This is a genomic window from Streptomyces sp. NPDC003248, assembly GCF_055563235.1.
This window is the reverse complement of record NZ_JBVHDT010000017.1, coordinates 116724-133354: the sequence shown is the minus strand read 5'-3', so window position 1 is coordinate 133354 and position 16631 is coordinate 116724. Positions and strand designations below refer to the sequence as shown.

Here is a 16631-nt window from a genome sequence, read left to right as displayed (position 1 = left end):
TAGGGGTCTGACACGACCGCCCGGACGCTGGGTGACAGGCGGCTTCCCCCGAACCTATCGGTCCGGTCGCGCTCGCGGACAAGGGGGCACCGACAGTGGCGCAGGGGGCTGACTGTCGGGTCCCTACAGTTTCGCCCCGCGCCGGGCGGCAGCCGGTCCCCGGCGTGGCCCACGAGGAGGCCGGGCTCCCGCGTAACGTGCCCACGGCGATTCCCCAACTCCCCCGGGCCGCCTCACGAACGGGCCGCCGCACGAAACACGGTGGACACGGCATGATCGGATGTGACGTGCTTGACTGCGGCCTTGTCCCTTCCACAGAGCACGCGCAGCGAACACCTTGAGAACACTTCGATAGGGGAGAGCCTCCTGTGGCCCACGGCATCGATCCGACCTTTCTCGCGCTACCCCTACGTGCCCTCGCCGACGCCGCGCTCGCCCGCGCGCGTGCGCTGGGGGCGGAGCACGCGGACTTCCGGTTCGAGCGGGTGCGCAGCGCGTCCTGGCGGCTGAGGGACGCGCGGCCCGCCGGGTCGTCCGACACCACGGACCTCGGGTACGCGGTGCGCGTGGTGCACGGCGGCACATGGGGGTTCGCCTCCGGCGTGGACCTGACGATGGACGCGGCGGCCAAGGTCGCCTCGCAGGCGGTGGCCATGGCCAAGCTCTCCGCCCGGGTGATCGAGGCGGCCGGGTCGCAGGAGCGCGTGGAGCTGGCCGACGAGCCGGTGCACGCGGAGAAGACGTGGGTGTCGTCGTACGCGATCGACCCGTTCACCGTGCCCGACGAGGAGAAGGCGGCGCTGCTGGCGGAGTGGAGCACGCGGCTGCTCGCGGGCAACGGCGTCAACCACGTCGACGCCTCGCTGCTCACCGTCCACGAGAACAAGTTCTACGCCGACACGGCGGGCACGGTGACCACGCAGCAGCGGGTGCGGCTGCACCCGTCGCTGACGGCGGTGTCGGTGGACGAGTCGAGCGGCGAGTTCGAGTCGATGCGGACGCTCGCCCCGCCGGTCGGGCGCGGCTGGGAGTACCTCACGGGCACCGGCTGGGACTGGGACGAGGAGCTGGAGCGCATCCCGGAGCTGCTCGCGGAGAAGATGCGGGCGCCGAGCGTCCAGCCGGGGCTGTACGACCTGGTCGTGGACCCGTCGAACCTGTGGCTGACCATCCACGAGTCCATCGGGCACGCCACCGAGCTGGACCGGGCCCTCGGCTACGAGGCCGCCTACGCCGGCACCTCCTTCGCCACGTTCGACCAGCTCGGCAAGCTCAGGTACGGCTCGGAGCTGATGAACGTCACCGGCGACCGCACCGCCGAGCACGGCCTCGCCACGATCGGCTACGACGACGAAGGAGTGCGGGCGCAGTCCTGGGACCTGGTGAAGGACGGCACCCTCGCCGGCTACCAGATGGACCGGCGGATCGCGAAGCTCACCGGCTTCGACCGCTCCAACGGGTGCGCGTACGCCGACTCCCCCGGCCATGTCCCGGTGCAGCGCATGGCGAACGTGTCGCTGAAGCCGGACCCCGCCGGCATGTCCACGGAGGACCTCATCGGGGGCGTCGACCGCGGCATCTACGTCGTCGGGGACCGGTCCTGGTCGATCGACATGCAGCGGTACAACTTCCAGTTCACCGGGCAGCGCTTCTTCCGCATCGAGAACGGGCGGATCACCGGGCAGGTGCGGGACGTGGCCTACCAGGCGACGACCACCGACTTCTGGGGGTCCATGGCCGCGGTCGGCGGTCCGCAGACGTACGTGCTCGGGGGTGCCTTCAACTGCGGCAAGGCCCAGCCGGGGCAGGTCGCGGCCGTCTCCCACGGCTGCCCGTCGGCCCTGTTCAAGGGCGTCAACATTCTGAACACCACGCAGGAGGCCGGCCGATGAGCGCGCGCACCAGCAAGGCGGTCCAGCCGCACGAGATCGTGGAGCGGGCCCTGGAGCTGTCGCGGGCCGACGGCTGTGTGGTGATCGCCGACGAGCAGTCGACGGCCAACCTGCGCTGGGCCGGCAACGCCCTCACCACCAACGGGGTGACGCGCTCGCGCACGCTCACGGTGGTCGCGACGGTGGACGGCAAGGAGGGCACCGCCTCCGGGGTGGTCTCGCGGGCCGCGGTCACCCCGGACGAGCTGGAGCCGCTGGTGCGGGCCGCCGAGGCCGCCGCGCGCGGCGCCGGGCCCGCCGAGGACGCGCAGCCGCTGGTCACGGGGGCGGCGCGGTCCCCCGAGTTCACGGAGGCGCCCGCCGAGACCTCGTCCGCCGTGTTCGCCGACTTCGCGCCGGCGCTCGGCGAGGCGTTCGCCCGCGCGCGGGCGGGCGGGCGGGAGCTGTACGGGTTCGCCAACCACGAGATGGTGTCGACGTACCTGGGCACGTCGACCGGGCTGCGGCTGCGGCACGACCAGCCGAACGGGACGCTGGAGCTGAACGCGAAGTCGCCGGACCGTACCCGGTCGGCGTGGGCGGGCCGGTCGACCCGGGACTTCAAGGACGTCGACCCGGCGGCGCTCGACGCCGAGCTCGCCGTACGCCTGGGCTGGGCCCGGCGGCGGATCGAGCTGCCCGCCGGGCGGTACGAGACGCTGCTGCCGCCGACCGCCGTGGCGGACCTGATGATCTACCAGCTGTGGTCGGCGTCGGGCCGGGACGCGGCCGAGGGGCGGACGGTGTTCTCCCGGCCGGGCGGGGGCACCCGCCTCGGCGAGAAGCTGACCGAGCTGCCGCTGTCGCTGCGCAGCGACCCGCACGCGCCGGGGCTGGAGTCGGCGCCGTTCGTCGTCGCGCACTCCTCCGGCGGCGACCAGTCGGTGTTCGACAACGGGCTGCCGATCCGGGCGACCGAGTGGATCGGCGGGGGCGAGGTGAGGCACCTCACGACCAGCCGGCACAGCGCGGGCCTGACCGGGCTGCCGGTGGCGCCCGCGGGCGACAACCTGATCCTGGACGGCGGCGACGACCGCTCCCTGGAGGAGATGGTCGCGGGCACCGCGCGCGGGCTGCTGCTGACCTGTCTGTGGTACATCCGCGAGGTGGACCCGGCGACGCTGCTGCTGACCGGCCTGACCAGGGACGGCGTGTACCTCGTCGAGGACGGCGAGGTCGTGGGCGAGGTGAACAACTTCCGCTTCAACGAGTCGCCGGTCGATCTGCTGGGCCGGGCGGCCGAGGCCGGGCGCACGGAGAAGACGCTGCCCAGGGAGTGGAGCGACTGGTTCACCCGGGCCGCGATGCCGCCCCTGCAGGTGCCGGATTTCAATATGAGCTCCGTCAGCCAGGGCGTATAACCTCGTAGCCGGTAGTCGTCCCGGCTACCCGAGGATCACCGAGGAGACACGAGAACCGTGACGGACATCGTCGACGAGCTGAAGTGGCGCGGGCTGTTCGCCCTGTCCACCGACGAGGACGCTTTGCGCAAGGCGCTCGCGGACGGTCCCGTCACGTTCTATTGCGGCTTCGACCCGACCGCGCCGTCCCTGCACGTCGGGCACCTGGTGCAGGTGCTCACCGTGCGCCGGCTCCAGCAGGCCGGGCACCGGCCGCTGGCCCTGGTGGGCGGGGCGACCGGCCTGATCGGCGACCCGCGCCCGACGGCGGAGCGCACGCTGAACGACCCGGAGACGGTCGCCGGCTGGGTCGACCGGCTGCGCGGCCAGATCGAGCCGTTCCTCTCCTTCGAGGGCGAGAACGCGGCCGTGATGGTCAACAACCTCGACTGGACGGCCGGACTGTCCGCGATCGAGTTCCTGCGCGACATCGGCAAGCACTTCCGCGTCAACAAGATGCTGACGAAAGACTCCGTGGCCCGCCGCCTGGAGTCCGACCAGGGCATCAGCTACACCGAGTTCAGCTACCAGCTGCTCCAGGGCATGGACTTCCTCCAGCTCTACCGGCGCCACGGCTGCACGCTCCAGCAGGGCGGCAGCGACCAGTGGGGCAACCTCACGGCCGGCCTGGACCTGATCCACCGGCTGGAGCCGGACGCCTCCGTGCACGCGCTGGCGACGCCGCTGATGACCAAGGCGGACGGCACCAAGTTCGGCAAGACCGAGGGCGGCGCCGTCTGGCTGGACCCGGAGATGACGACGCCGTACGCGTTCTACCAGTTCTGGCTGAACGTGGACGACCGGGACATCTCGCGGTACATGCGGATCCTGTCCTTCCGCTCCCGTGCGGAGCTGGAGGAGCTGGAGCGGCAGACGGAGGAGCGGCCGCAGGCGCGGGCCGCGCAGCGCGCGCTGGCGGAGGAGCTGACGACGCTGGTGCACGGCGCCGACCAGACGGCCGCCGTGATCGCCGCGTCCAGGGCGCTCTTCGGTCAGGGCGACCTGGCGGAGCTGGACGACCGGACGCTGGCTGCGGCCCTCTCCGAGGTGCCGCACGTGCGGGTCGCCGAGCTGGGGCCGGTCGTGGACCTGTTCGCCGAGGTCGGCCTGGTGGCGAGCAAGTCCGCCGCGCGGCGGACGGTGAAGGAGGGCGGCGCGTACGTGAACAACGTCAAGGTCACCGCGGAGGACGCCGTGCCCGCCGCCGGGGAGCTGCTGCACGGGCGGTGGCTGGTGCTGCGCCGGGGCAAGAAGAACCTGGCCGCCGTGGAGGTCACGGGAACGGGAGCCTGACCGGCCCTACCGGTTCGCCGGCCGGGCCCTACCGGTTCGCCTGCCGCCTGTCGCCGGCCCGGCCCGCCCGCCCCGCGCCCCTCGGAGCATGTGCTCCGGGGGGCGCTTCCCTTCTTGCGGCCGGTTCCACCGCCGCGGGCGGTGCGGGGCAGCGCTCAGGCGGTGCGGGGCAGCACTCCCCCTCAGGTGGTGCGGCGCTGCTTGCGTTTGCCCAGCGTCGCCGTGTACAGCATGTCGCCGAAGGCCACGATGACGATCGCGGCGATCAGCTGGAAGATGTGGCGGCTCCAGTCGATGCCGGGAGTCTCGTCGACGCCGAAGCCGCGCGCGACGGCGTTGCCCACGATGGCGCCCAGGATGCCGAAGATGGTGGTCAGCCAGAGCGGGCTGTGCTGTTTGCCCGGGATGACCGCCTTGGCGATCAGGCCCAGTACGAATCCCACGATGATCGCCCACAACCAGCCCATGGCTGCCTCCTCGTACGGCTCGACGTGAGCATTGCCCCCAGTCTGGGTTCGTACGCCGTACGGCGCATGTCGGGCACGGCCGTACGCGGTACGGCGCAGAAAGTCCGCGCGGGCGGGGAGCGCCCCGGCCTCGAAGGCGGTCGGGGCCGGGCGTACCGTGGGTGCCGGGGAGAGTTCGATGCGGTCGGATGGTGGAATGTGATGCGGAAGCAGAGCGGCGCCGGCAACGTCCAGGTGTTCCGGATCACCGGGGCCCGTCAGGGGCTCCAGGAGGACGTGCGGGGCCGGCAGCGACGTTATGTGATCTCGATGGCGATCCGCACCCTGTCCGTGATCCTGGCGGCGGTGCTGTGGAACGTGGAACGGCATGTGGCCGTGGTGGCGCTGATCCTGGGGGGCGTCCTGCCGTACGTCGCGGTGGTGATCGCCAACGCCGGGCGGGAGAACGCGCCGGGACTGCCGTCGACGTTCGTGGCCGCGCCGGGGCGGCCGATGCTGACGCCGCCGCCCGGGGAAGGCGGTTCGGGGGTGTCCGGGCCGGAAGAGGAGCCCTCCGCGGAATCCGCCCGGGAGCCCGCGGACGGCGGTCCGGCGGAGCGGCGGCCACGCGCCGCGCCATGAGCCGGCTGTGTGCCGAGCTCAAGAAAAGCTCAGATCAATCATGTTGTTCCGGTGCCGTGCGGCCGGTCACCCGTGACATACTGCGTACGCGCTCCGCATCCCCCGTCGGAGCGACGGACCGACGCCGGGCAGCTCCCCCCGTGGCTGCTCGGCGTCGCCTTGTTCACCGCACCTGTGAGACGAACCAGTGAGTGAAGAGACCCCCATCTGCTCCGCCAAGGGCTGTCGTGCCGACGCCGTGTGGGTCCTCGCCTGGAACAACCCGAAGCTGCACACGCCGGAGCGGCGCAAGACCTGGCTGGCCTGCGAGGAGCACCGGGAGCACCTGTCGCAGTTCCTCGGGGTGCGGGGGTTCCTCAAGGACGTCGTGAGGTTCGAGGAGTGGCGGGCGCCCGAGGAGGCCGACGGGGCCCCGGGCTCCTGAGGGGTGCTCGGTCAACCGCCGATCGCGGACATGGGGCGGTCCGGCTGGACGAACGACGGGTCGTCCAGGCCCGCGCCCGCCTTCTTGCCCCACATCGCCAGGCGCCAGATGCGGGCTATCTCCTCGTCGGGTGCGCCGGAGCGCAGGGCGGCCCGGAGGTCGGTCTCCTCGCGGGCGAAGAGGCAGGTGCGGACCTGGCCGTCGGCGGTGAGGCGGGTGCGGTCGCAGGCCGCGCAGAACGGGCGGGTGACCGAGGCGATGACGCCGACGCGGTGGGGGCCGCCGTCGACCAGCCAGCGTTCGGCCGGGGCGGAGCCGCGCGCGGACTCGCCCTCGGCGGTGAGGTCGAAGCGGGTGCGGAGCGAGGCGAGGATGTCGCCCGCCGTGACCATGCCGTCGCGCTTCCAGCCGTGCTGGGCGTCGAGGGGCATCTGCTCGATGAAGCGCAGTTCGTAGTCGTGGGCGACGGCCCAGGCCAGCAGGTCGGGGGCCTCGTCGTCGTTCAGCCCCGGCATCAGGACCGAGTTGACCTTCACCGGGGTCAGACCGGCCTCGCGGGCGGCGGCGAGTCCCTCCAGGACGTCCTTGTGGCGGTCGCGGCGGGTGAGGGTCTTGAAGACGTCGGGGCGTAGGGTGTCGAGGGAGACGTTGACCCGGTCCAGACCGGCCGCCTTCAGGGCGGTCGCCGTGCGCCTCAGGCCGATGCCGTTGGTCGTCAGCGACATCTGGGGGCGCGGGGTGAGGGCGGCGACCCGCTCGACGATGCCGACGAGGCCGGGGCGCAGCAGGGGCTCACCGCCGGTGAAGCGGACCTCGTCGACGCCCAGGGTGGTCACGGCGATGTCGATCAGGCGGACGATCTCGTCGTCCGTGAGCAGGTCCGGCTTGGCCAGCCACTGCAGTCCCTCCTCGGGCATGCAGTACGTGCAGCGCAGGTTGCACCGGTCGGTCAGCGAGACCCGCAGGTCGGTGGCCACGCGGCCGTAGGTGTCGATGAGCACGTGGGCCCCCTTCCCTCGTAGCGCTCGGAGCGGATCGCGTGTGGTCCGTCGTCTGCGAGCCTACGTGACCGGGCCGACAAGGTCAGCCGCCGATCCCACGACATAAGACGCGGCCGCGTCGTAGGGACCTCCAGGTGCCCTGCGAGGCGGCCGCTGCGGGGGGGGGGCGCCGGGTCAGTGGGCGCCGGTGCCGGTCAGGGACCGCACCTCCAGCTCCGCGTACTTGCCGGCGTCGGGTTCCTCCTTGGACAGGACGGTGCCGAGCCAGCCCATCAGGAAGCCGAACGGGATGGAGATGATGCCGGGGTTCTTCAGCGGGAACCAGGCGAAGTCGACGTCGGGGAACATCGCCTTGGGGTCGCCGGAGACGACGGGCGAGAACAGCACCAGGCCGACGGCGACGATCAGGCCGCCGTAGATCGACCAGAGGGCGCCCTGGGTGGTGAACCGCTTCCAGAACAGGCTGTAGAGGATGGTCGGCAGGTTGGCGGAGGCGGCGACCGCGAAGGCGAGGGCGACCAGGCCGGCCACGTTGAGGTCGCGGGCGAGGGCGCCCAGGCCGATGGAGACGACGCCGATGAAGAGGGTCGCCCAGCGGGCCGCCTTCATCTCCTCCTTCTCCGTCGCGTTCCCCTTGCGGATGACGTTGGCGTAGATGTCGTGGGCGAACGACGACGACGAGGCGAGGGTCAGGCCGGCGACCACCGCCAGGATCGTCGCGAAGGCCACCGCCGAGATGGTGGCCAGCAGGATGGCGCCCCAGGTGGAGTCCACGCCGCCCAGGTGGAGGGCGAGCAGCGGTGCGGCCGTGTTGCCGGACGGGTTGGAGGCGATGATCTCGTCCTGGGAGATCAGGGCGGCGGCCCCGAAGCCGAGCGCGATGGTCATCAGGTAGAAGCCGCCGATGATGCCGATCGCCCAGTTCACCGACTTCCGGGCGGCCTTGGCGTTGGGGACCGTGTAGAAGCGGATCAGGATGTGCGGCAGACCGGCCGTGCCCAGCACCAGGGCGATGCCCAGGGAGATGAAGTCCAGCTTGGAGGTGCCGGTCGCGCCGTACTGGAGGCCGGGCTCCAGGAAGGCGGCGCCCTTGCCGCTGTTCTCTGCGGCCTTGCCGAGCAGGTCGGAGATGTTGAAGTCGAACTTCAGCAGCACCAGGAAGGTGATCAGGAGGGTGCCGCCGATGAGCAGCACGGCCTTGACCATCTGGACCCAGGTGGTGCCCTTCATGCCGCCGATGGAGACGTACACGATCATCAGGACGCCGACGAGGGCGACGATGAGGATCTTGCCGGCGTCGGAGGTGATGCCGAGCAGCAGGGAGACGAGGACGCCGGCGCCCGCCATCTGGGCCAGCAGGTAGAAGATCGAGACGACGATCGTGGAGGTGCCGGCCGCCGTACGGACCGGGCGCTGGCGCATGCGGTACGCCAGCACGTCGCCCATGGTGTACCGGCCGGAGTTCCGGAGCGGCTCGGCCACCAGGAGCAGGGCCACCAGCCAGGCGACGAGGAAGCCGATCGAGTAGAGGAAGCCGTCGTAGCCGAAGAGGGCGATGGCGCCGGCGATGCCGAGGAACGACGCGGCGGACATGTAGTCGCCGGAGACCGCGAGGCCGTTCTGGAAGGCGCTGAACTGGCGGCCGCCCGCGTAGAAGTCGGCGGCGTCCTTGGTCTGGCGGCCCGCCCAGACGGTGATGACGAGGGTCGCGACGACGAAGAGGGCGAACAGGGTGATGATCAGCGGCCGGTGTTCGCTGGCCTCGTTGGCGGCGAGGAAGGTGTGCTGTGCGGGGCTCATGCGCCGCCCTCCATCCGGGACTTGATGGCCTCGGCCTGGGGGTCGAGCTTCGCGGCGGCGTGCCGCGAGTACCACCAGGCGATGAGGAAGGTGGTGACGAACTGGGCGACGCCGAGGACGAGGGCGACGTTGACGTTGCCGAACAGCTTGGTGCCCATGAAGCCGCCCGCGTAGTTGGACAGCAGGACGTACAGCAGGTACCAGGCGATGAAGGCCACGGTCAGCGGGAAGGCGAAGCTGCGGTGGGAGCGGCGCAGTTCACCGAACTCCGCGCTCTCCTGCACCGCGACGAACTCCTCGGTGGAGGGGAGTCGGGCTTGGGTTTTCGAGGGGGGCGGTGCATCGGTGGCCACGGAGTCTCCTCGCGTTGCGGACGGCGGGTGTACCGGGGGGGCTCGATCGTCCTCGGGCTCCCTGCCCAAGGTCACGGCGGCGCGCGAGCCGCGGTTCAACTCGATCGGGTTGTTTCGGAAGTCGTCGGGGGGTTGTTCCGGGGGCCGTCCCGGGATGTCGGCCGGGGCCGCGGGGAGGCTCCCCCGGAGAAGTCGTGGCCGTGGGTCATTGCTGGCCGGCGAGTCAGGAAGATAGCTTCGCCCCAGCACCATGCGTCATGTACCTGCCCAGACACGACCTGTGTCCGGGCGGTCCTGTTCCCGGATGATGTGGAGACCCCATGGCTCATCTGCCGTCCAGACGCCGTCTCGCCCTCGCGGTGCCCGTCGTGCTCTCGCTGACCGCCTCGCTCGGCTTCCTGCCGACAGCGGCCGCGGCGGCCCCGGTCACGGCCTCCGCCACGGAGGCGGCCGACGCCGGCACGTTGACGTACGTCGTCAACACGAAGGTCGACCACCGCACGATCGAGTCGGTGAAGGATGCGGTCACCGCGGCCGGCGGCACCGTCACCGTGGCGTACGACCGGATCGGCGTGCTCGTCGCGCGCTCGGCGGACCCCGGCTTCGGCGCGACGATACGCGCGGTGCGCGGGGTGGAGTCGGCGGGTGCGACCCGTACCGCGCCGCTGAGCCCGGCGGGGACCACCGACGAGGGCGCGGCGCAGCTGCTGTCGGAGGCGGACGCCGCCAGGACCGCGAGCGCGTCGGCGGCGGCGGGCGAGGGCGAGCCCCTGGAGGCCGACCAGTGGGACCTGCGCGCGATCGGCGCCGACAAGGCCGCCGAGATCGACCCGGGCAGCCGGAAGGTGACGGTCGCCGTGATCGACACCGGCGTCGACGACACCCACCCGGACCTCGCCCCGAACTTCTCCGCGTCCCAGTCGGCCAACTGCGTCGGCGGCGTCGCGGACACCTCCGAGGGCGCCTGGCGCCCGTACACCGCGCAGGACTACCACGGCACGCACGTCGCCGGTGAGATCGCGGCGGCCCGCAACGGCATCGGCGTGGCCGGGGTGGCGCCCGGGGTGAAGGTCGCGAGCATCAAGGTGAGCGACCCCGTGGACGGCCTCTTCTACCCGGAGAACGTCGTCTGCGCCTTCGTGTTCGCCGCCGACCACGGCGTCGAGATCACGAACAACAGCTACTACGTGGACCCGTGGCTGTACAACTGCCTGGACGACCCCGACCAGCGGGCCATCGTCGACGCGGTCAACAGGGCGCAGCTGTACGCCCAGAGGAAGGGCACGCTCAACATCGCCTCCGCGGGAAACTCCAACCACGACCTGGACGCGGACGAGGTCGTCGACTCCAGCAGCCCGGACGACTCCACGCCGGTGACGCGGACGGTCGACCCGCACACCTGCCTCGACGTGCCGACCCAGCTGCCGGGCGTGGTCACGGTGAGCGCGACGGGCGTCAAGGGCACCAAGTCGTACTACTCCAGCTACGGCCTGGGCGTCGTCGACGTCGCGGCTCCGGGCGGCGACCGGTACCAGATCCCGGACACCCCGTCGGCCAACGGCCGCATCCTGTCGACGATGCCGAACAACGCGTACGGCTTCCTCCAGGGCACCTCGATGGCGTCCCCGCACGTCGCCGGTGTGGCGGCGCTGCTGAAGTCGACGTACCCGTCCGCGTCCCCGGCGACGTTGCAGGCGCTGCTCAAGGCCCAGGCCGACAACCCCGGATGCCCGGCCGAGCCGTACGACGGCAACGGTGACGGCGTGGTGGACGCCACGTGCGCGGGCGGCACGCGGCTCAACGGGTTCTTCGGCTTCGGCGTCGTCAACGCGTTGCGCGCGGTGCGGTAGCCGGAGGGCCGGGGCTCTCCCGGGGCCGGGCGGGGGTCCCGTCCGGCCCCGTCCGGACCCGCCCGGACCCCGCCCGGCCCGGGTCCGGACGGACGGGTGGGCGGGTGGGCCGGTGGGGTCGGTGGGTCGGTGGGTCGGTGGGTGGCCGCGAGGGGGGTTCCTGTGGTGATCCGGTCGGCTCTGGTCGGCTCCGGCCGGTGATGCATAGTGCGGTCATGATGGATATCGCGTCCGCCTGGGCGGACCTGGGCGGCCGCCCCGCCCTCCTCGCGCGCGTGACGGCCCTCCCGCGGGAGGGCGTCCTCCCCTCCCGGCTTCCGGTACGGGAACTGGCGCGGGCCTGCGTCGGCGCGTGCGCGCTCGCCGGAGCCGAGCTCGCGGCGGTACGGGCCGGGCTCACCGAGGTGCCGCGGGTGCGGGTGGACGACGGGGCGGTGGCCACCGCGTTCGTCAGCGAGCGCCATCTGCTGGTCGACGGGCGGGCGCCCGTCTCCTTCGCGCCGCTGTCGCGGTTCTGGCGGACGGCCGACGGATGGGTGCGCACGCACGCCAACTACCCGCACCACCGTGAGCGGTTGCTGCGCGCGCTGGACCTGCCCGGCGGTGCGGGTCCGGCCGCCGTCGAGGCGGCCCTCGCCGAGCGCTCCGCCCTGGAGGTGGAGGAGACGGTGACCGCCGCCTCGGGCCTGGCCGTGGCGCTGCGCACGCCCGCGGAGTGGGCCGCGCACCCGCAGGCGGCGGAGGTCGCCCGCCGGCCGCTCGTCGAGAGCGAACCGCTGGACGGCGCGCCCGAGCGTGCGCTCCCGCGCCTCGACGGCACTCCCCTGCTGCCGGCCGCCGGGCTGCGCGTGCTGGACCTGACCCGGGTCATCGCCGGCCCGGTCGCCACCCGCACGCTGGCGCTGCTGGGCGCGGACGTCCTGCGCGTCGACGCACCCCACCTGCCCGAACTCCCCGACCAACACGCCGACACGGGGTTCGGGAAACGGTCGGCGGTCCTGGATCTCGGCGTCGACCGGCGGACGTTCGAGGAACTGCTCGCCACGGCGGACGTCGTCGTCACGGGGTACCGGCCCGCGGCCCTGGACCGGTTCGGCCTCTCGCCCGAGGCGCTGGCCGAGCGCCGGCCCGGGCTGGTCGTGGCGCAGTTGTCGGCGTGGGGGGCGTACGGGCCGTGGGGCGGGCGGCGTGGCTTCGACAGCCTCGTCCAGGCCGCGACGGGCATCGCTGCCGTCGAGGGGACGAACGGTCGGCCCGGCGCACTGCCCGCCCAGGCGCTCGACCACGGCACCGGGTACCTCCTGGCGGCGGCGGTCCTGCGCGCGCTGACCGACCGGTCGGCGCGGGGCGGCGGCCGGGTCCTGCGGCTGGCACTGGCGCGGACGGCGGCTTGGCTGACGGAGGGGGTACGGCCGGGCGGGGTGGGAGTCGGTGTCGCGTCGGCGGGCGGGGGCGACGCGGACTCGGCGGGTGGGGAAGGCGCTGACGCCGGCTTGGCGGGCGGGGGCAGGGCCGACGCCGCCTCGGCGGCCGAGGACGGGGCCGACGCCGGCCACGACGAAGTCACGCCCGGCCCCCTCAAGACCGGCCACGACGAATCCGCATCCCGGCTCCCCGAGACCACGCACGACGCACCCGCCCCTCGGTCCCCCGAACCCGCGCACAGCGAGTCCGCTCCCTGGCTCGCCGAGGCCGACAGTCGGCTCGGGCGGCTGCGGTACGCGCTCCCGCCGGTGTCCTTCGACGGCGGGCCGGTCGACTGGGCGGTGCCGCCGGGACCCTGGGGGGCGGATCCGGCACGCTGGGCGGGGTGAGCGGCCGGACCCGGCGGTAGCGCCCACGCCCAGGGCGGGGCGAGCGGCCCGGCGCCGCCGCCCGCGCCCACGGCGGGGTGAGCGGCCCGGCCCGGCGCCGCCGCCCACACCCACAGCGGGGTGAGCAGCCCAACACCGCGACACCGCCCACACCCACAGCAGGGTGAGCAGCCCGACCCCGCGACACCGCCCACACCCACAGCGGGGTGAGCAGCCCGACCCCGCGACACCGCCCACACCCACAGCGGGGTGAGCAGCCCGACCCCGCGACACCGCCCACACCCAGGGACGGGGCCCCTGTCCGGCGGAGGGCGGGGGCAGGGGCGGTGGCCCGCCGCCCCGGTCCGGTCTCACGCTCCAGCCGCCCCCAACAGGATCCCGGCCGCGTGCGTCACCCCCATCGCCACGGCCCCGCCCCCGACGTTCCGCACCACCGCGCGCCGCGGTCGCGCCGCGCCCAGCCGGGCGCTGGTCCATCCCGTGCAGGCGAGGGCGAGCAGCACCGAGACCACGGTCACCGGCAGCCGCCGGTCCGGCGGCGGCAGCACGATCGCCAGCAGGGGCAGCAGGGCGCCGACCGTGAAGGCGAGGAAGCTGGCCCAGGCCGCGTGCCAGGGGTTGGTGAGGTCGTCGGGATCGATGCCGAGCTCCACGCGCGCGTGGGCCCTCAGCGCGTCCCGCCGGGTCAACTGGACGGCCGCCTCCCGGGCCACCGGCCGGCTCAGGCCCCGCTCCTCCAGCAGTACGGTCAGCTCCTCCAGTTCCGCCTCCGGCTGTTCGCGCAGCTCCCGTTTCTCCTCGGCGAGGGCGGCCTTCTCGGAGTCCCGCTGCGTCGACACCGAGACGTACTCCCCCGCCGCCATGGACATCGACCCGGCCAGCAGTCCGGCCAGGCCGGCCGTGAGCAGGGTCGAGCGGTCGCCCGTCGCACCGGCCACGCCGACGACGAGACCGGCGGTGGAGACGATGCCGTCGTTGGCGCCGAGGACGGCGGCGCGCAGCCAGTTGAGGCGGGATCCGAGCGTGCTGTCGTGGGCCTTGCCCCCGGGAGGTTCCGGCGTGGGTTCCGTCACAGGTCGGAGGATCGCACCCCGGGCACCGCCCGCACCGCACCGACGCTCCACGCGCGCCTGACGGGGTGTGACACCCCGTCCGGGTGGGACCGGCCGAACTGCCGTGCGCAGCGGGCACCTTCCGTCCGGCTTCGTCCCGCACGCGCGTGTGGCGGCGGGCGGGGCCGGGCGGGGACACCTGCACGGGGTGTCAGTGGCGGCCCGTATCCTCAGGGACCATGCTCGAAGACCGCACGACCACAGCGCCCTCCGCCACGGAGTGGCCGGCCGCGTATCCCCAGGGGTACGCGGTCGTTGACGTGGAGACCACCGGCCTGGCCCGCGACGACCGGATCGTCTCCGCCGCCGTCTACCGGCTGGACGCGCGCGGTGAGGTCGAGGACCACTGGTACACGCTGGTCGATCCGGAGCGCGATCCCGGCCCGGTGTGGATCCACGGTCTGACGAGCGACGCCCTGGCCGGGGCGCCCGTGTTCCGGGACGTGGCCGAGGAGTTCGCGGCCCGGCTCGCGGGCCGGGTGCTCGTGGCGCACAACGCGGTCTTCGACTGGCAGATGATCGCGCGGGAGTACGCGCGCGCGGAGCGCGAGGCCCCGGTGAAGCAGCGGCTGTGCACCATCGCCCTCTCGAAGGAGCTGGGCCTGCCGCTGCCCAACCACAAGCTGGAGTCGTTGGCGGCCCACTTCGGCGTGGTCCAGCGCCGGGCGCACCACGCGCTCGACGACGCGCGCGTGCTGGCGGAGGCGTTCCGGCCGAGCCTGCGGGCCGCGGCGGCGGGCGGCCTACGGCTGCCGCTGCACGAGTGCCGCCCGCTGACGGAGTGGCAGGACCGGCCCGCGCCCCGGATCGGGCAGCAGCCGGGAGGTTCGGGGGGGTACGGCAGCTATCGGCCGACCAGTTGGCGTCCGTCCCGTAAACGTCCGGTATGCCCCTACCCCAACCCCGGTCGGTACGAAGAGGGCAAAAGGCTGAAGCAGGGCATGCGGGTGGCGTTCTCGGGCGACACGTCCGTCGACCGCGAGCTGCTGGAGGACCGTGCGGCGGAGGCGGGGCTGCACGTGGCGACGAGCCTGTCACGGCTGACCAGCCTGCTGGTCACCAACGACCCCGACTCGGGCACGTCGAAGGTGGTCAAGGCGCGCCAGTTCGGGACGCCGGTGATCGACGAGGCCGCCTTCGGGCAGCTGCTGCGGGACGTCGAACCCGCGGACGGATGACCCCCACGGCCGGGTGACCCCCACGGACGGATGACCCCCACGGACGGATGACCTCTGCCGGAAGGATGACCCCACGGACGGATGACCCCTGCAAGAAGGATCACTCCTGCCGGAAGGATCACCCCTGCGGACGGATGCCTCCTGCGGACGGGTGCCCCCGGGGCGCCCGACGGGCGGGGCCGCCGACCGCCTCGCCGCGACCCGTACGTACGGGTGATTGCCGCACGACTCGCCCGCCGCCCGCTCGCCCGCGCCACCGCGACCGCTCACCCTGTGGCCCATGGCGACCTGTGAAGTCTGCGGAAACAACTACGGCATGACCTTCGAGGTGCACGCGCAGGGCGCGGTGCACGTCTTCGACTGCTTCTCCTGTGCGATCCACCGCATGGCCCCCATCTGCGAGCACTGTCGTGTTCAGATCATCGGTCAGGGTGTCGAGGTCGAGGGCCACTGGTACTGCGGCGCGCACTGCGCGCGGGCGGAGGGGAAGGTGGGCATCGTCGACCGCGTCTGAGCGCCCCCTGCCCGAGGCACCCCACGGCCCGGGAGGTACGGTCGTGGGGTGTACCGCTTCCTGTTGTCCCGGCAGTGGGTGATCCTCACGCTGGTCGCCCTCCTCCTCATCCCCACGATGATCAGGCTGGGCTTCTGGCAGATGCACCGCTACGAGGAGCGCACCGCCCGCAACCAGCTGGTCTCCGACGCGCTCACCGCCGACCCGGTGCCCGTGGAGAAGCTGACCGCTCCGGGGCACACCGTCACCACCGGCGAGCGCTACCGCACCGTGACGGCCGAGGGCCGCTTCGACCCCGAGCGGGAGGTCGTGGTCCGGCGGCGCGTCAACGCGGACGAGGAGGTCGGCTTCCACGTCCTCACCCCGTTCGTCCTGACGGACGGCACGGTGCTGCTGGTCAACCGCGGCTGGATCCCCGCCGACGGAACGAGCCAGACCGAGTTCCCGAAGGTCCCGGCGCCCCCCTCCGGCACGATCACCGTCACCGGGCGGCTGATGCCCGACGAGACGACCGAGGCGAGCGGCATCAAGAACCTCGACGGGCTGCCGGACCGGCAGGTCATGCTGATCAACAGCGAGCAGGAGGCGGAGCGCCTCGGCGCCCGGGTGCTCGGCGGCTACGTCGTGCAGACCGCGCCCGAGCCCCGGGGCGGCACCCCGGAACTGATCGGCAAGCCCGGCAACGAGGACGCCGCGCTGAACTACGCCTACGCCATCCAGTGGTGGCTGTTCTCCGCGGGCGTGCCCGTCGGCTGGGTGATCCTGGTCCGCCGGGAGCGGCGGGACCGGACCCAGGCGGCCCGGCAGGAGACCGACCGGACGGAACCGGCGACGGTGTAGCCGGGGCCGGCGGCACGGCCGCCACGGACCGCT

At 73.0% G+C, this 16631-nt stretch carries 15 protein-coding genes; 10 read left to right on the top strand and 5 right to left on the bottom strand.

Translation table 11 applies throughout. The features are described 5' to 3' along the window. The first annotated feature begins 368 nt into the window (after nt 1–368). The 3 genes from ACZ3KJ_RS30440 to tyrS are packed head-to-tail and all read left to right on the top strand — an operon-like array spanning nt 369 to nt 4624. Nucleotides 369–1892 carry a TldD/PmbA family protein gene (locus tag ACZ3KJ_RS30440; protein ID WP_467531685.1) on the top strand — a complete coding sequence of 508 codons (1524 nt, stop codon included), beginning with the start codon at nt 369–371 and terminating at the stop codon, nt 1890–1892. After that, nucleotides 1889–3292: a metallopeptidase TldD-related protein gene (locus tag ACZ3KJ_RS30435; protein ID WP_467531683.1), complete on the top strand. Its 1404-nt coding sequence runs from the start codon at nt 1889–1891 to the stop codon at nt 3290–3292. The genes ACZ3KJ_RS30440 and ACZ3KJ_RS30435 overlap by 4 nt, the downstream gene beginning before the upstream one ends. Nucleotides 3293–3349: 57 nt before the next feature. Next, entirely contained in the window at nt 3350–4624 is a 1275-nt protein-coding gene (tyrS, locus tag ACZ3KJ_RS30430; protein ID WP_467531681.1) for a tyrosine--tRNA ligase, read from the top strand. A 182-nt stretch (nt 4625–4806) separates the two neighbouring features. On the opposite strand, the gene ACZ3KJ_RS30425 is transcribed toward tyrS, so the two are convergent. Beyond that, the gene (locus ACZ3KJ_RS30425) at nt 4807–5091 is read right to left on the bottom strand and encodes a GlsB/YeaQ/YmgE family stress response membrane protein (RefSeq protein WP_467531679.1); all 285 of its coding nucleotides are present in this window, start codon (nt 5089–5091) and stop codon (nt 4807–4809) included. Between the two features lie 201 nt (nt 5092–5292). Between ACZ3KJ_RS30425 and ACZ3KJ_RS30420 the strand changes: the two genes are divergently transcribed. After that, nucleotides 5293–5712, top strand: a complete 420-nt coding sequence (locus tag ACZ3KJ_RS30420; protein WP_467531677.1) for a DUF3099 domain-containing protein — start codon at nt 5293–5295, stop codon at nt 5710–5712. A gap of 187 nt (nt 5713–5899) precedes the next feature. Then, entirely contained in the window at nt 5900–6136 is a 237-nt protein-coding gene (locus ACZ3KJ_RS30415) for a hypothetical protein (RefSeq protein ID WP_467531676.1), read from the top strand. 11 nt (nt 6137–6147) lie between these two features. Here ACZ3KJ_RS30415 and moaA read toward each other — a convergent pair whose 3' ends face one another. The 3 genes from moaA to ACZ3KJ_RS30400 all read right to left on the bottom strand — a co-directional run bounded on the left by moaA (nt 6148) and on the right by ACZ3KJ_RS30400 (nt 9290). Continuing rightward, complete coding sequence (gene moaA / locus ACZ3KJ_RS30410) at nt 6148–7137, bottom strand: GTP 3',8-cyclase MoaA (RefSeq protein ID WP_467531674.1); 990 nt, start codon at nt 7135–7137, stop codon at nt 6148–6150. A 174-nt stretch (nt 7138–7311) separates the two neighbouring features. Then, nucleotides 7312–8937, bottom strand: a complete 1626-nt coding sequence (locus tag ACZ3KJ_RS30405; protein WP_467531672.1) for a solute symporter family protein — start codon at nt 8935–8937, stop codon at nt 7312–7314. Further along, nucleotides 8934–9290: a DUF485 domain-containing protein gene (locus tag ACZ3KJ_RS30400; RefSeq protein WP_467531671.1), complete on the bottom strand. Its 357-nt coding sequence runs from the start codon at nt 9288–9290 to the stop codon at nt 8934–8936. Before ACZ3KJ_RS30400 ends, ACZ3KJ_RS30405 begins: the two co-directional genes overlap by 4 nt. Nucleotides 9291–9610: 320 nt before the next feature. Here ACZ3KJ_RS30400 and ACZ3KJ_RS30395 point away from each other — a divergent pair, with 320 nt between their 5' ends. Both ACZ3KJ_RS30395 and ACZ3KJ_RS30390 read left to right on the top strand, forming a co-directional pair. Continuing rightward, nucleotides 9611–11140, top strand: coding sequence for a S8 family serine peptidase (locus ACZ3KJ_RS30395; RefSeq protein ID WP_467531669.1), 1530 nt, complete (start codon nt 9611–9613; stop codon nt 11138–11140). A 215-nt stretch (nt 11141–11355) separates the two neighbouring features. Then, a complete protein-coding gene (locus tag ACZ3KJ_RS30390) occupies nt 11356–12954 on the top strand; it encodes a CoA transferase (protein WP_467531667.1) in 1599 nt (532 codons plus the stop codon). Nucleotides 12955–13304: 350 nt separating this feature from the next. Here ACZ3KJ_RS30390 and ACZ3KJ_RS30385 read toward each other — a convergent pair whose 3' ends face one another. Further along, entirely contained in the window at nt 13305–14027 is a 723-nt protein-coding gene (locus tag ACZ3KJ_RS30385) for a VIT1/CCC1 transporter family protein (protein WP_467531665.1), read from the bottom strand. A gap of 218 nt (nt 14028–14245) precedes the next feature. Between ACZ3KJ_RS30385 and ACZ3KJ_RS30380 the strand changes: the two genes are divergently transcribed. From ACZ3KJ_RS30380 to ACZ3KJ_RS30370, 3 genes are all read left to right on the top strand, one after another. Next, nucleotides 14246–15244, top strand: coding sequence for a DEDDh family exonuclease (locus ACZ3KJ_RS30380; RefSeq protein ID WP_467531664.1), 999 nt, complete (start codon nt 14246–14248; stop codon nt 15242–15244). A 280-nt stretch (nt 15245–15524) separates the two neighbouring features. Beyond that, entirely contained in the window at nt 15525–15758 is a 234-nt protein-coding gene (locus ACZ3KJ_RS30375; protein WP_188291435.1) for a hypothetical protein, read from the top strand. Between the two features lie 48 nt (nt 15759–15806). Continuing rightward, the gene (locus ACZ3KJ_RS30370; protein WP_467531661.1) at nt 15807–16598 is read left to right on the top strand and encodes an SURF1 family cytochrome oxidase biogenesis protein; all 792 of its coding nucleotides are present in this window, start codon (nt 15807–15809) and stop codon (nt 16596–16598) included. Nucleotides 16599–16631 lie beyond the last annotated feature (33 nt).

Excerpts from the sequence above, each read along its gene's own strand:
- ACZ3KJ_RS30420 (WP_467531677.1), top strand. The coding sequence starts at position 5,293 with ATGCGGAAGCAGAGCGGCGCCGGCAACGTCCAGGTGTTCCGGATCACC.
- ACZ3KJ_RS30380 (WP_467531664.1), top strand. The coding sequence starts at position 14,246 with ATGCTCGAAGACCGCACGACCACAGCGCCCTCCGCCACGGAGTGGCCG.
- ACZ3KJ_RS30425 (WP_467531679.1), bottom strand. The coding sequence starts at position 5,091 with ATGGGCTGGTTGTGGGCGATCATCGTGGGATTCGTACTGGGCCTGATC.
- ACZ3KJ_RS30375 (WP_188291435.1), top strand. The coding sequence starts at position 15,525 with ATGGCGACCTGTGAAGTCTGCGGAAACAACTACGGCATGACCTTCGAG.
- ACZ3KJ_RS30395 (WP_467531669.1), top strand. The coding sequence starts at position 9,611 with ATGGCTCATCTGCCGTCCAGACGCCGTCTCGCCCTCGCGGTGCCCGTC.
- ACZ3KJ_RS30405 (WP_467531672.1), bottom strand. The coding sequence starts at position 8,937 with ATGAGCCCCGCACAGCACACCTTCCTCGCCGCCAACGAGGCCAGCGAA.
- ACZ3KJ_RS30390 (WP_467531667.1), top strand. The coding sequence starts at position 11,356 with ATGATGGATATCGCGTCCGCCTGGGCGGACCTGGGCGGCCGCCCCGCC.
- ACZ3KJ_RS30435 (WP_467531683.1), top strand. The coding sequence starts at position 1,889 with ATGAGCGCGCGCACCAGCAAGGCGGTCCAGCCGCACGAGATCGTGGAG.